20 protein-coding genes and 1 pseudogene are annotated in these 13,191 nt (G+C 33.1%); 8 read left to right on the top strand and 13 right to left on the bottom strand.

The window, feature by feature from the left end; all coding sequences use genetic code 11:
* Nucleotides 1-292: 292 nt before the first annotated feature.
* The 5 genes from QUF94_RS16550 to QUF94_RS16570 form a co-directional block, all read right to left on the bottom strand.
* The gene (locus QUF94_RS16550) at nt 293-649 is read right to left on the bottom strand and encodes an ABC transporter (protein WP_289316817.1); all 357 of its coding nucleotides are present in this window, start codon (nt 647-649) and stop codon (nt 293-295) included.
* A gap of 79 nt (nt 650-728) precedes the next feature.
* Nucleotides 729-1,088 (bottom strand): DUF4181 domain-containing protein, encoded by a 360-nt coding sequence (locus QUF94_RS16555; RefSeq protein WP_289318411.1) that lies wholly within the window; start codon nt 1,086-1,088, stop codon nt 729-731.
* A 225-nt stretch (nt 1,089-1,313) separates the two neighbouring features.
* Nucleotides 1,314-1,676, bottom strand: a complete 363-nt coding sequence (locus QUF94_RS16560; RefSeq protein ID WP_289316818.1) for a hypothetical protein — start codon at nt 1,674-1,676, stop codon at nt 1,314-1,316.
* Between the two features lie 212 nt (nt 1,677-1,888).
* Nucleotides 1,889-2,101, bottom strand: coding sequence for a hypothetical protein (locus tag QUF94_RS16565; protein ID WP_289316819.1), 213 nt, complete (start codon nt 2,099-2,101; stop codon nt 1,889-1,891).
* Between the two features lie 123 nt (nt 2,102-2,224).
* The gene (locus tag QUF94_RS16570) at nt 2,225-2,887 is read right to left on the bottom strand and encodes a class I SAM-dependent methyltransferase (protein ID WP_289316820.1); all 663 of its coding nucleotides are present in this window, start codon (nt 2,885-2,887) and stop codon (nt 2,225-2,227) included.
* Between the two features lie 153 nt (nt 2,888-3,040).
* Here QUF94_RS16570 and QUF94_RS16575 point away from each other — a divergent pair, with 153 nt between their 5' ends.
* Nucleotides 3,041-3,628 (top strand): TetR/AcrR family transcriptional regulator C-terminal domain-containing protein, encoded by a 588-nt coding sequence (locus tag QUF94_RS16575; RefSeq protein WP_289316821.1) that lies wholly within the window; start codon nt 3,041-3,043, stop codon nt 3,626-3,628.
* A 72-nt stretch (nt 3,629-3,700) separates the two neighbouring features.
* Here QUF94_RS16575 and QUF94_RS16580 read toward each other — a convergent pair whose 3' ends face one another.
* The 3 genes from QUF94_RS16580 to QUF94_RS16590 form a co-directional block, all read right to left on the bottom strand.
* A complete protein-coding gene (locus tag QUF94_RS16580) occupies nt 3,701-3,838 on the bottom strand; it encodes a hypothetical protein (protein ID WP_289316822.1) in 138 nt (45 codons plus the stop codon).
* A 19-nt stretch (nt 3,839-3,857) separates the two neighbouring features.
* Complete coding sequence (locus QUF94_RS16585) at nt 3,858-4,370, bottom strand: tyrosine-type recombinase/integrase (RefSeq protein WP_289316823.1); 513 nt, start codon at nt 4,368-4,370, stop codon at nt 3,858-3,860.
* A gap of 129 nt (nt 4,371-4,499) precedes the next feature.
* Nucleotides 4,500-4,670 (bottom strand): hypothetical protein, encoded by a 171-nt coding sequence (locus tag QUF94_RS16590; RefSeq protein ID WP_289316824.1) that lies wholly within the window; start codon nt 4,668-4,670, stop codon nt 4,500-4,502.
* Between the two features lie 128 nt (nt 4,671-4,798).
* On the opposite strand from QUF94_RS16590, the gene QUF94_RS16595 reads away from it, so the two are divergent.
* The 3 genes from QUF94_RS16595 to QUF94_RS16605 all read left to right on the top strand — a co-directional run bounded on the left by QUF94_RS16595 (nt 4,799) and on the right by QUF94_RS16605 (nt 6,339).
* Nucleotides 4,799-5,227 (top strand): MarR family winged helix-turn-helix transcriptional regulator, encoded by a 429-nt coding sequence (locus tag QUF94_RS16595; RefSeq protein WP_056529680.1) that lies wholly within the window; start codon nt 4,799-4,801, stop codon nt 5,225-5,227.
* Nucleotides 5,228-5,304: 77 nt separating this feature from the next.
* The gene (locus QUF94_RS16600; protein WP_289316825.1) at nt 5,305-5,946 is read left to right on the top strand and encodes a nitroreductase family protein; all 642 of its coding nucleotides are present in this window, start codon (nt 5,305-5,307) and stop codon (nt 5,944-5,946) included.
* 99 nt (nt 5,947-6,045) lie between these two features.
* Entirely contained in the window at nt 6,046-6,339 is a 294-nt protein-coding gene (locus QUF94_RS16605; protein WP_056529674.1) for a putative quinol monooxygenase, read from the top strand.
* Between the two features lie 193 nt (nt 6,340-6,532).
* On the opposite strand, the gene QUF94_RS16610 is transcribed toward QUF94_RS16605, so the two are convergent.
* The 3 genes and pseudogenes from QUF94_RS16610 to QUF94_RS16620 form a co-directional block, all read right to left on the bottom strand.
* Nucleotides 6,533-6,658: a hypothetical protein gene (locus QUF94_RS16610; RefSeq protein ID WP_289316826.1), complete on the bottom strand. Its 126-nt coding sequence runs from the start codon at nt 6,656-6,658 to the stop codon at nt 6,533-6,535.
* Between the two features lie 298 nt (nt 6,659-6,956).
* Nucleotides 6,957-7,106: pseudogene (locus QUF94_RS16615) on the bottom strand (IS110 family transposase); the annotation flags it as partial.
* Nucleotides 7,107-7,457: 351 nt separating this feature from the next.
* Entirely contained in the window at nt 7,458-7,931 is a 474-nt protein-coding gene (locus QUF94_RS16620; protein ID WP_289316827.1) for a MarR family winged helix-turn-helix transcriptional regulator, read from the bottom strand.
* 151 nt (nt 7,932-8,082) lie between these two features.
* On the opposite strand from QUF94_RS16620, the gene QUF94_RS16625 reads away from it, so the two are divergent.
* Complete coding sequence (locus QUF94_RS16625; protein WP_289318412.1) at nt 8,083-8,667, top strand: DUF3238 domain-containing protein; 585 nt, start codon at nt 8,083-8,085, stop codon at nt 8,665-8,667.
* 71 nt (nt 8,668-8,738) lie between these two features.
* A complete protein-coding gene (locus QUF94_RS16630; RefSeq protein WP_289316828.1) occupies nt 8,739-9,365 on the top strand; it encodes an FMN-dependent NADH-azoreductase in 627 nt (208 codons plus the stop codon).
* A 526-nt stretch (nt 9,366-9,891) separates the two neighbouring features.
* On the opposite strand, the gene QUF94_RS16635 is transcribed toward QUF94_RS16630, so the two are convergent.
* Nucleotides 9,892-10,650: a hypothetical protein gene (locus QUF94_RS16635; RefSeq protein WP_289316829.1), complete on the bottom strand. Its 759-nt coding sequence runs from the start codon at nt 10,648-10,650 to the stop codon at nt 9,892-9,894.
* Between the two features lie 335 nt (nt 10,651-10,985).
* Nucleotides 10,986-11,726: an NACHT domain-containing protein gene (locus QUF94_RS16640; protein WP_289316830.1), complete on the bottom strand. Its 741-nt coding sequence runs from the start codon at nt 11,724-11,726 to the stop codon at nt 10,986-10,988.
* A gap of 439 nt (nt 11,727-12,165) precedes the next feature.
* Between QUF94_RS16640 and QUF94_RS16645 the strand changes: the two genes are divergently transcribed.
* Nucleotides 12,166-12,723 carry a tyrosine-type recombinase/integrase gene (locus QUF94_RS16645; protein WP_289316831.1) on the top strand — a complete coding sequence of 186 codons (558 nt, stop codon included), beginning with the start codon at nt 12,166-12,168 and terminating at the stop codon, nt 12,721-12,723.
* Nucleotides 12,717-13,127 (top strand): tyrosine-type recombinase/integrase, encoded by a 411-nt coding sequence (locus tag QUF94_RS16650; protein ID WP_483313690.1) that lies wholly within the window; start codon nt 12,717-12,719, stop codon nt 13,125-13,127. Before QUF94_RS16645 ends, QUF94_RS16650 begins: the two co-directional genes overlap by 7 nt.
* Nucleotides 13,128-13,191 lie beyond the last annotated feature (64 nt).

Here is a 13,191-nt window from a genome sequence, read left to right on the forward strand (position 1 = left end):
TACACTGTCTTTTTTTATTTGTTCACTATATGTCTTATGCGACGTTACTGAATTATCCTGCCCCGGTAGCCATCCATGAATCGCCAAAATCGGCGATTCACCACAAAGAATGAAAATGGTTAGGAAGTGTCCATACTGATACTGACCTTAATCCAGTCAACCCCTAATCCATAGACTAATTAATTAACGTTCTCCTCTTTTTTTAAAACGATTGAGCAGGGTCTTCTTAAGTATTGTCTTTTTTCCATTTTTAAAGAAACTTATTTTCATCGTAGTTCAACAAGGGAAGAGTTTATGTAGTAATTCTAAGATGTCTTTTAAGTTCCTTAAATGGAGTAGTATAAGAGTCTTCATATTTCTTAATATGATTTGTTAACACAGACCAATTACTTTCGAGGAGTGGATGTATCTCAGTGGTATCAGCGAGAATATACAGTTCGATTAAGAAATAAAGGGTTTCCCATACCAAAAAGTCATCGTCTAACTCAAATAACACCTCAATGACATTTGGAATAAAGTTAAACGCTTCTTCAGGAGACATTTCCTTAGTAATTGATTGAAAAGAATTATCAAAATACCACTCGTCCTTGTCTAATTTATCTTCCCATTCTACATATATTTCCAATAACCTATTATTCGTTTTAATCACGTCCTATTTATCATTTCTTGTTAAACTAAACTGCCCCGATAGTGCCATAAGAAAAAGGATTGCCGCAGCAACCCCTTTTTCACAATAGTAAGATTCGGTAAAAAAAATAATCTACATTATACATGATAACTAAAGCTAACAATAGGTAAGTAAGTGTAATGACATATTGTTTTGAGGTTTTCAGGTACTTCCACTCCATAAACGACTGAAAACCAAATGATACAATAAAAAAGCACATATACCACTTTACAACATTTATGTCCTCTTCTATTGCATAGGGAAGAGTACATAAAAAAGTTAATAGGATTAGACCTCTTCCCCATCGGTCAATATTCTTACCAGAAGTTTCTGATATCTTTTCTTTCTTTTCTACACCAAGCCATTTCGCTAGAAATTTATTTATAAAGAGAGAAAGAAGAATAATAATGATAAAGAACATAATGAACACTAAGAATTCCAATTAAATATCCCCTTTTCATAACCACTTTATCTATATTTTACCACAATATTATTTGTATCTTATTCAAACTATCCTGCCCCGTTAGTTGCATAAAGAAAAAGCTGCCTTAAAGACAGCTTGATCTAAAGCTAACGCACCCGTTAGTTCTTTAAGACTTTTTGTAGAGTTGACACAAACTGCCTTAGGTTTAAATCCTAATATACTTTAATCACCAATTGCTACTATTAACTTGTTTTTCAGTAATGCTTCTTTGCAAAGTTCTATTAACTTTTCAGCAAATTGTTTTATTTTTTGCCCGTATAAATTTTCTGTTTTGTATTTAATAACTATACTCTCACAAATGTTTACTAACTGATTTATTTCTTCCGTTGAAAATATTTTATCACCATATTGGTCTAATCCTATAAGCAAATCGAAAGGTCCCTTTTCTCTATATCTTTTACCGTATTCTTCCTTAATTTGAAGATAACCCTGCAACACTTCATTAAACTTAACAGATTTTTCTAAATATCGTGTTTCTTTTATTGTATTTGCAATAAAGAAGTCAAGTCCAACATCATTATCCATTCATTGTCCGCCCCTTTCGTATTTTAATGTTAATCATATAATATCAGTCTTTGTTGAACTAACCTGCCCCGTTAGTTCCATAAGAAAAAGCTGCCTTATAGACAGCTCCAATCTTCAGCTAACGCACCTGTTAGTTCATTAAGTAAAAAGGTCACCAAATGGCAGACCCTGATCTAAACTAACGTACCTGTTAGCTTAATAACTAGTAAATGTTAATTTTTTTTCTTTAAAAACTGCATTTCAATGACGAAAGCAATTAGGCATAATCCCATTACTGAATCAATTATATTTTGAACTAACATTGAATCAATTTTTAGAATAAGAGTGATAATATCAGTAAATAAAATAAGAAAGAAAAACAACCGCAATATTTTTTGCTTTTTTGAAAGATTAGAAACAGGTTCAAAAAAAGTATTTAACTTCATAAAAATTCTCCAATTTACCTTTAATTTATATATTTCATTATAGAATCGCGCCTGATTGCGGAAGATCGTTCTATAATATCCATGCTGCAGACTCTTCAAAAAAAGCATACTTTAGTTGTTTTTTTATTTATAAAGATAAACATATAAACAGATGCCTTCTTTTTTTATTTTGTAGTTTTTAAAAGGTGTTTCTTTTAAAAATGTCTCAAAATCTTCTTTTGTGTAAGCACCTTTTTTCAAGAAAGTTTTAAAAGCAAATTTCACAAAATACTTGTCAAACCCCTTCATTCCTAATTTTCTTACTTCCATGTCAATATCATCAGATGTTGCCTCGTAATTCATGTCGATTATTAGAGATGTACCGCCTTGTTTTAGCACTCTATGCATTTCACATAGTGCCTTTACAGGATCTTTGAAATTCTTAAATGCAGCACTGCACACAGTATAATCGAAAAATTTATCTTCACAAGGGAGGTTTGAAGCATTACCTTCTTTAAAATCAACAGAAACATTTGCTTCTTTTGCATTATATTTTTCAATTTCTACAAAATCAGGGCTTATCTCGACTCCTGTTAAATTAAAACCTTTCTTAGCAAGTTCAATAGACAAATAACCCGGACCGGGTGCAACTTCCAATATATTTGCATTTTTGCTAACATGAGATGCAACTTCATGAGCATATCTTTGCATTTCAACCATTCTGCTTTTGCGAGAATTTTTATCATACCATTTTGCTGTTAAGCCATAAATACCAACATCTTTATTCTTTCTAATATTTTTCATCATAAATAAACTTCTCCTTCAAAGTACATTGATTTTCATAAAATAATTACCTATAATTACAAATACCTAACGACGTTAGTTATCTAACACAGTTAGCTTATAATCTAACAGTGTTAGTGTCAATGCTGTTTTGAAATATTTTTTTGGAGTGATTTTATGGCTATAACAAAAGAAGCAATTATAAAAGCATCACTTGATATACTAAATCGTGATGGAATAAGCAATTTATCAATGCGTGCTTTAGCAAAGGAATTAAATATTAAGGCAGCATCCTTATATTGGCACATTAAAGATAAACAGGATTTATATGGTTTAATAGCTGAAGACATTAACCAAGAAATAACATTACCTGAAACAATAGATGATGCAAAAGATGCATTAACAACCCTTGCTTTAGAAATTCGTAGAGTTTTATTAAAAACCAGAGATGCGGTAGACATATTTGCATTATCTTTTCCGAGCACGCCAAGCAGAATAAAAGCTATAAAATTTATGTTAGCTACATTAACAGAGTACGGAGTTTCTGATAAAAACTGCCTAAGTGCTGCAAATATTATGAATAATTATGTTTTATCATTTGTTGCCGATGAAATTCGCGCAAAACATATTTCAGAACAATTTTCTCCAGAAGAAGCTAAACAGTTTGGATTAATTTTTGGAGAACAATATGAAATGAGTCTGGATTTTGAGCAACAATTTTTATATGGTTTACGAGTTATATTGACTGGGCTACTTGTTGATTAAAAAGAAATGGCAAATCAAAATTTCCATGAATTTTGATTTGCCATATTAAAATAGCTATCATATAAAATCAGTCTATTTCTTCTCTATTCTACCAGCCTGTTCAACATGAGCTGTATGCTGCGGCTCTTCCTCAACAAACTGGCCCAATTGTTGAATAAAGATCAAACAGCACTCTTCAACTATCCTGCCCCGATAATTTATTAAAAACAAAAAAAGGACCCCTAGTCCCTTAAAAATACTTTCTATAAAAGTCTCTCCGCATTGCAGATATGCAATAAATTTTTGTGGTTTCACTTTTTTCATGGCCAATTAAATTTTGAATCACTTCCAGAGGTGCTCCATTATTCAATAAATTTGTGGCGTAACTATGTCTAAGCTGATGAGGATGAATGCTCTTTTTAATGTCCGTTCTCTTTGCTAGCAGTTTTATAACGTTTCTCGCTTGAGAAATACTCATTCGATGGGGGGCGCGTGTTGTCACAAATAGTGCTTCCTCATGATCTTTTCGCTCACTTAAATATCGCTTCAACCATATTTCACAACGAGTATTGAAATATACTTCTCGTTCTTTACACCCTTTACCTAAAACGATTGTTGATTGATTAGAGAAATTGATTGAGGTCCTATCTATAGTTATTGCTTCACCAATTCTGCATCCTGTTGAATACATAAACTCAAATAAAGCATTTTCGAATGTTGTATGACAAGCTTCCCGCAAATGTTCAATTTCCTCTTTAGACAAGTATTTTGAAACCTTTAATTCTAATTTCTGTTCCTTGATTTTGGAAGCAGGATTTCCATTAATTAAATTTTCATCCTGAGCCCATCTAAATAAAGATTTAATAAATTTCTGTGACCCAGACTGGATGGCTTAAGCTTTTCCCAGATAAACTTTAGGAGAATTAGTTGAAAGTTCTTGAATGGATATATTTCCAAAACTATTCACCAACAAGTTAAATTGGACATAATAGGCTTTTAATGTTTGTTGAGAATATCCTTGGATTTGCTTATCTGCCTTATATAAACCCCACACATCAGTCAAGATCATATTTAAGCAAAAGTTGCAGTACTAAAATACTTGCTTTATTATTTACGGTATAGTATATTAATTGACGCATCAACTATTGAGCTATCAATCATTTTGTCTAACGTATGAAAAGAGGGTGTTTCTTGACGAATTCATGTTCTAATGAATCTTTTATTTTATATATAATGAACTGCCTTAACAAACAGATAAGTTCAAAATTTGAAAGTTGTACCGGCATTAGTCAATCAAGACATGATATCTTATATCAGCTTTATCAAGTTGATGAAATTAGTCAAACAGCACTTCAAAAAGAGGTTAACATTGACGGTGCAGCGATTACCCGGCATTTAAAACAACTTGAAGCGACTGGGATGATTTTAAGACGCAAAGATCCGGAGGATAATCGATTTACTCTTGTCTGTCTTTCAGATCATGGCCGCAAACAAATTATTCTCTACCAAGCTGAAAAGGCTCGTTTTGTCACTTTGATGCTTAAAGATTTTAAAGAAGAAGAACGTCAAGAGTTAACAGATATGCTGACACGCATTCAAAAAAATATAAGCCAAGTCTAACACTTGATTCGTTACAATTTGAAATGAGAATAACTATAAATTAAACTACTAAAGTTAAAAAGAGGAGACTAGCAACTATGACTACTACAGCACAATTAACAAATGATTTCAAAGAAATTGTCACTGGACGCCGCTCTATAAAAAATTACGACAAATCCGTAAAAATCAGTAGGGAAGAAATGGAGGAAATACTTACCTTAGCGACACTTGCTCCTTCTTCAGTTAATATGCAACCATGGCGCTTCCTTGTAATTGATAGTCCTGAGGGAAAAGCAACACTTGCACCTCTTGCTCGCTTTAACCAAAATCAAGTCGAAACATCTTCCGCAGTAATTGCCGTATTTGGTGATATGAACAATTTTGATAACGGCGAAGAAATCTACGGTAAAGCTGTAGATTTAGGGCTTATGCCTTTAGAAGTAAAAGAAAACATATTAGCCTCATTTACTGGATATTTCGAAAAAATCACTAGTGAAGAAATGAAAGAGGTCGTTCTAGTTGATGGTGGTCTTGTATCCATGCAACTAATGCTTGCCGCTCGTGCTTATGGCTATGATACAAATCCAATCGGTGGCTATGAAAAAGACCAAATCGCAGAAGCTTTTGGATTAGATAAAGATCGATACGTACCAGTTATGCTAATTTCAATCGGTAAAGCAGCAGATAATGGCCATCAATCAGTTCGTCTTCCAATTGATAAAGTCGCACAATGGAAGTAATGTAATAAAGAATTCATTAAATTTCAACCGAGTATGTTATTTTTACTATAATTATATATTAAGTTTATTAATGCTTAACAAAAGAGAGGATGACGTTTAATGATTATCATTCATGCCGTATTCAATATTAATCCAGCAAAACAAGATGCATTTCTAGAGGAGATTCAACCGCTAATCGTAGCTTCAAGAGCGGAAAGTGGAAATGTTTCTTACACTCTTCACAAAGCTACAGAAAAAGACAATGAATTTACAATGGTTGAAGTTTGGCAAGATCATCTAGCGGTTGCAAGCCATAATTCAAGTGAGCACTTCACCTCGTTTGTTGGTAAAGCTAAAGAATTCCTCTCTTCACCTTTAAATGTTAACGCATTTGAAGGACAACCATTAAAATAATGAGTTAAAATGTATGGGATTTCCTATATCCCATCTTATAAAACAAAGAGTTGCTGCTTCGGTAAAACAAGCTGCAACTCTTGTTTATTTCTATTCCATTTTCTCGAACATCACGCGCTTATTCGGCGTACATAATCTGTGTGACAATTTCCATGGAAAGAGGAATGCAAATAGTTCCATTTATTTATCGAATTCAGTTTTCCAAAGCATCCGCCAATGTTGTATTAATCGGTTCTTCTTTATTTTGCTTCTCCATTAAATTGGAGATTTCGTTGTTTGACACTTTTTGATTTTTGTTGTTAATTATTTTGATGTTCATGCGAATTCTAAAAGGAGGGCTGAAAGTGTATATGCTTCATTCACCCAGGATGGGTATCATCCATAATGAAGCGAAATATCTAGGGATGGCCGGATAATTTTTTGACGATTTTCTTCTATTATAAAATAATCTTTTTAAAGTCATTTTCATACTCTTTAACTAGTTTATAAAAAGACGTCTTTTTAACCCCTGATTCCGACATGGCTTTAACAGCTGTCATCTCTCCTGCTTTCCATAAATCATAGACTTCTTTAAACTCTTCCGTTACTTGAGCTTTCGGTCGCCCGAAAGGCACACCTTCAATTTCTTTTAGAAATTCTAAAAAATGCTCTAACTCCTCTTTTATATGCTTCATTGAAAAGCTCTTCCCATAGGGTTTAGATTGATCTAAGAATGCCTGAACTTGACTCTCTCCTTTTGCCACATCCAGACCAACAACTGGATTCATTATCTTTACCTCCTCTACTTATTAACCAGTACCCCTAGTCCTCCATGTAGTGTCATAGCTTCGCTTGTTATACGAGATCTGCGTCCCAACCAGCCTCAAACATGTTTCTACAAGTAGGGGGCGGACTGTTTAGCCCCACGCACCCGTACGTCCTACCCTGGCTACTGATATAATAGATTCTATTAAAAAAAGGTCAACCAGTAAAAACTGGCTAACCTTATAATACGAACGCACCCGTTACTTTAAGTACAATTCTTCACAAACATTGCTACTAATTTATATAATTACAGGAATGCTACACTGTTAGTACGAATTAAACACGCTTGAAAGCCCCCTTTATTATCTCTATTTTTACCAAATAGGTCTTACGCTCGATGATAATTTACCTTCATTTTCTTCAAAAACTAATTTTGATAAATCTTTTTTGAGCATTTGCATTCGTTCAGTACCTATGTTTTCACTCCAGCGTCCCTCAATCTCAGTTAGTATCTTCTCTTTTGCTTTCACTACTAACCAACCTCGTTCGGTCAAAACAATAATTTTTCCTCTTTTATCAGTGGGATGGGTTTGGCGCATAACATAACCACTTTTCTCAAGATAATCTACCATTTTACTTACAGCCTGCTTTGTAATTCCTAAATACTCAGCTAGTTCTATACCTGTCGCTCCATTAGGAATGATACATTTAAACATAAAGCCATGTGCAGGTCTGATATCTCCAAATCCCAATTCACTTAATCCTTCATGCAGTTCATTAATAGATGCGCTAAAGGATAATGACAAAAGTGATGTAAGGTCCAATTCACTAAATACTTGATGATTCATACATAAAACCTCCTTAAATAAAGTCAATTAAGTTGACTTTATTTAAATACCATTGTACTATACACCTTATAGTCAAACAAGTTGACTATATTGTTTTTGTAATAGAGAACTGGGATTCGCTAAAAAAATCAATTCAATATGGAGGTTCTATATTATTAACATGGTTAAAATTAGAGCAAGTGTATTTATTCCAATGTCTTGGACTGAACCTAAGAAGGATATTCAAACAGGAAAAGTAATCCAATTCGAAGGCGACTCACGTGAATTTACACCATATGCAGTAAACACTATGCGTTCTAGAGTTGAACAAGAAGTAGTTGTAGATTTTTATAAGAAGGAAATTTTCTCATATGCGAACACTGGTATAACAACAGAAAGAGTTACAAATCCAGATGGTTCTGTTAATCAAAGAACAGGGAAAGCTAGGACAGAAGGTATTTTGTGCACTAATACTGTATGGAGTTCTGATGATGTTAAATTTCAAATGAGTGCAAGTGCCAGCAACCCATTAAATGTATTTGCACCTCCTGTTGACTACCTATTAACTGTACAGGTCAAAAAAGATGGTAGTATCGATATTCAAGGAGCACATGATGGATTCCCTTGTTTTGAATTTTATAAGCAAGTAAATTTTGGTCCGTTTGAACAAATTTATACGCATGATTTTAGAGAAACTGGTGATACTCCTGAAGCTCTAGCTGGAGAAATGGAGTATAGTTTTAAAAAAATATTGTAAAGACAATAGGATTCCCTTTTTAGTGAATAAATATATAACAACATAAGAGTGAGTAACAGGGGGAAAAAAGAATGACAACAGTTTTATTTGTAAAAGCAAACAATCGTCCAGCAAATCAAGCAGTTAGTGTGAAATTATATGAGGCTTTTTTAGCGAGCTATAAAGAATCTCATCAAAATGATACAGTAGTAGAGCTTGATTTATACAATGAAGAATTGCCATATGTAGGAGTAGATATGATTAACGGCACATTTAAGGCTGGTAAAGGACTTGATTTAACAGTAAAGGAAGCAAAAGCAGTAGCTGTTGCTGATAAATATTTAGAACAATTCCTTGCAGCTGATAAAGTTGTATTTGGTTTCCCGTTATGGAACTTAACAATTCCAGCTGTACTACACACATATATTGATTACTTAAATCGTGCAGGCAAAACATTTAAATATACGCCAGAAGGTCCGGTAGGTCTTGTTGGAAATAAGAAAATTGCATTATTAAATGCAAGTGGCGGTGTGTATTCTAAAGGACCAGCAGCTGAAATGGAAATGGCTGTTAAATATGCAGCAAATATGATGGGCTTTTTCGGTGTAAAAAATATAGAGAAAATAGTGATTGAAGGTCACAACCAATTCTCAGATAAAGCAGAAGAAATTATTGCCGCAGGGCTTGAAAAAGCTGTTAAAGTAGCAAGTACGTTCTAATTAACAAAAACACTTGTCACTCAATATAGCAGTCAACAATTTTATAGCAGTGGAACTGCTTTTTTATTCGCTTATCTCGCTATTTTTGAGTAGTAAGAACCCAATTGATGTGTGCTTTACATTCTCAACTTCGGGTCCAGTCAGGAAAATGCGGATTTACAACGTTAAGCATTCATAAGTAGTAAATTAGCAAAATCCTGACGCTACACCAACCAACAAGATCCCAAAATATCTATGAATACTCATACCAAAAACCCCCTTGGCGCCCAAGGGGGTTCACGTCGTTCGTTTTTATAAACTGCCCCGTTAGTTGCATAAAGAAAAAGCTGCCTTAAAGACAGCTCTGATCCCGTTAGTGAAAACTACAAGTTATTAATTTCAATTATTTTCTTGATTTATAAAAGACGGTCTCCGGTTTTCATTAATTAATTTCGGCATTTGCTCTAATCCAGTAGGTATTGATTGTGGTTCAATAATCTTTTCCAATACAAATCCATTATTTATAAGTGTATGCCATGTGCAATAACTAGTTCCATAATTGGAAATCCTCTTCATTTTGCTTTCTCATTTGCTCTAGATAACGTTTGCCTTCATCATAATCTATAATACACCCAAAACCTCCTCTAATTGAAATCATGATGGGATAAAGCTCCTCTAAATTCAATTCTAAATCTTTAAAGAGAGTGTTTTTATCACATAATAAATCATTTCCCACTTTATTATTAAGGTTATTAAAGAAAGATGATTCACTTATTATTATTTTTTCCACGCCCTTTTTGGTAAATTCAAAGTGTGTATTTATAAAAGGATATTTTTTCTCTTTTAAAATTTGAAGAAGAATGTTCATGTTTCTATTTGAAGAAATTCCTGTCCCAACTATGCACTGTTCTGTTGATAATTCATTTATGGAATCATTCTTTTTATTAGGTATTCTTCTCATAGTACTTAATTTAAAGTTGTACTTATCCAACGCGTTATCACGTATGTAATTGAATAAAACTGATGACAGTTGAGCTTCTTTATCGTCAGAATCATCTGGATGTTTTTCATATTTTGCGGATTTTAATATTTCGCGGGTGTGTTCTTCCTTGAGTTTTGTCACTATATATTGTCTTGAAAAAGTTAATGATCTCATTTTTTTTATCTGCTCTGTTTGCGGCTCTCTTTCAAAATGATCTATAAATGAACTCAATAGAGGTTCTAAGAAAACAGAATCAAAGGTACTTCTATCTACATCGACGTATATCTTAAGTATATTTGCATAGTCCTCCAATTCTTTATTCATAAGAGTTTTAAGGAAATCGATTTTCTTTGCATGAGTTGAAATATACTGAGAGGTGAAATACTCCATAAATGACTTATGAATCCACTTAAAATTAATGCCATCTCTTGTTATTAATGGTACATGTTGAGTTATATCAACAAATATATCGTGTGCCTGTTTTTTATTAGTAAAATAATTATCTGCTAGTACTTCTCTTATAATATTTAGTAATGGATCTTGTTCAAAATCACTAACCTCTTTTGTAAAGCAATAATAAGCAAACTTTTTAAAAAAATATTCAAGTTCATCTCTTGATAAATCACTACCCCTATCCCTTTTAAAATCATCATCTTTCGTTAAGTCATGATCAGAATATAGAGCATCATATACATTCTGTAGAAAGAACCTTGAGTTAGAGGCAATTCTCTTTTGTTTTTATAGGTTACATATAGTAAAGACACAAACATTGGATTTTCTAAAAAATTACTAAAATGCTTTTTAGAATTTATAATAGTATTTATTAATTCTTCTTGTAAGCTATATCTTGTAACATCATCATACTTTCTTATTATTGAGAATGCTTCCTCAGGTTTGAGATTTTTAATCTCATATTTTTCAAAACTGGCAAGATTTAAACCTGCATCAGGTCTAGATGTAATAATAAATCGATTTTGATTGGCGTGAGTTAAGAACGTCTTTAAATCACATGATACTTCTTCCTTGTCTGAACGGGAAATTTCATCATACCCATCTAAAAAGAATAAGAAGTCTCCACCTTTAATTAATTCTAAAATGTTTTCTTTATTGAAATCGTCTGACAAGTAATTGATTTTCTTATATATTTCGTCAAGAATAGAATGATTATTTTTTAAATGTCTTAATTCAATAAATATAGGAATTTGAATTTTTTGTTGCATAGCTGACAGAAATAAAAACTTTAGAAATGTTGATTTTCCCATACCAGCATTATCAAAAATCACCAATCTAGAATGTTCTTCAAAAAAGCTATCATCATATTTTAATGGTGTATACTCTTTTTTTTCGCCTTCAATAAATCCATATTCCTTCAGAGTCAAGGGTTGGTATATATCTTTCAATGATACCCGTCTTTCCTTTAAAGCTAGTGTAGGAATAGAACTATACTCACTATAACTTTTCTCTAAATAGTTACTGAATTTTTCTGCTAGCTCTACATATGAATCTACGTTTATCTTATTTTTAATATTAACCCTTTTTATTTTTTCGGTTATATTCGTGAATAGATATTTCGTTATTTCAGTTGTAGCAGCTCTTGAGAATGGATCTAATATAATAAAATATTCAGGAAATCAAAAAATTTTTTTCTCTTCATAGTTATATATATTCTACCATTAAATAGTAATAGAGTGGATTATTCCAAAAACAATCCTTCAAAATCTGTCCTAAATGTTGAACAAAGATCAAGCAACACTCTTTAACTAAACTGCCCCGATAGTTGCAGCAGCACGCCTTGTAGAATTAGAAATACAAAATGGGACATTTACCAAAGAATCCGATATGTCTTTTGAGCAATTCTCCCAGGACTGGCTTAAAACGTATGGCCGCAGTGGTGTGAAGATTAGCAGCGTAAGAGCTAGCGATAAGGAAATGAAGCATTTTATTAGTGTTTGGGGGCCGTATCCTATAAGCCGCATTACTAAGAAAATGTATGAAGAAAGGCTCCTAGAGTTAAACGAAAAATACAGCCAAAATTATATGGATGGTATTCATGCTTGCGGAAGAATGATTTTTCGGAAAGCATTAACTCAAGGGCTGATAAAAATTAATCATACTGAGGATTTCAAAATGCCTAAAAAGCAGCAAAGTGTTGAGGAGCTGGAGAAAGCAGAAGAGGAAATTGTCTTTCTTGAAAAAGAAGAGCTTGCTCATTTTCTTAAATTAACCTATACAGATGGACTAGAAATGGATCCTCTTATCTTCACGGTACTTTCCTATACCGGAATACGAATAGGCGAATTATTAGCCTTAAAATGGGGTGACTTTAACGAAACACAAGGCACTTTTCGAGTTACTAAAACTCTTTATAACCCTAACAATCATTTTGAAAAATATTAGCTTTTAACGCCAAAAACAAGGGCTCTGTCCGTACGATTAAGATTGATGAAATGGAGCTCAACATGTTAAAAAAGCACCGGATTAAACAGAATGAGATTAAATTAAAAAACGGCCTCGTTTACCAGGATAACGGATTTACTTTTGCTCGAGAGGATGGGCACCCCCAATTAAGAAAAGTAGTGGAGACCCGGCTTAAACGACTGCTAAAAAAGGCAGAGATTAAAAAAAACATAACACCTCACTCATTCCGGCATACCCACACATCTTTATTAATAGAGGCAGGTGTAGGAATTAATGAGATACAGCAAAGATTAGGACATACTGACATAAATACCACAATGAATATCTATGCTCATATGAACTCCAATATGGAAGAAAAGGCCTCCCAACAGTTTAGCAACTGATGAAAGACCTTCTCCTATAGTTAGCTTTTTTATGTCATGGGTTGCCCGTTATTTTGGATAACGA

This window comes from Peribacillus sp. NJ4 (genome assembly GCF_030348345.1).
Taxonomy (GTDB): domain Bacteria; phylum Bacillota; class Bacilli; order Bacillales; family DSM-1321; genus Peribacillus.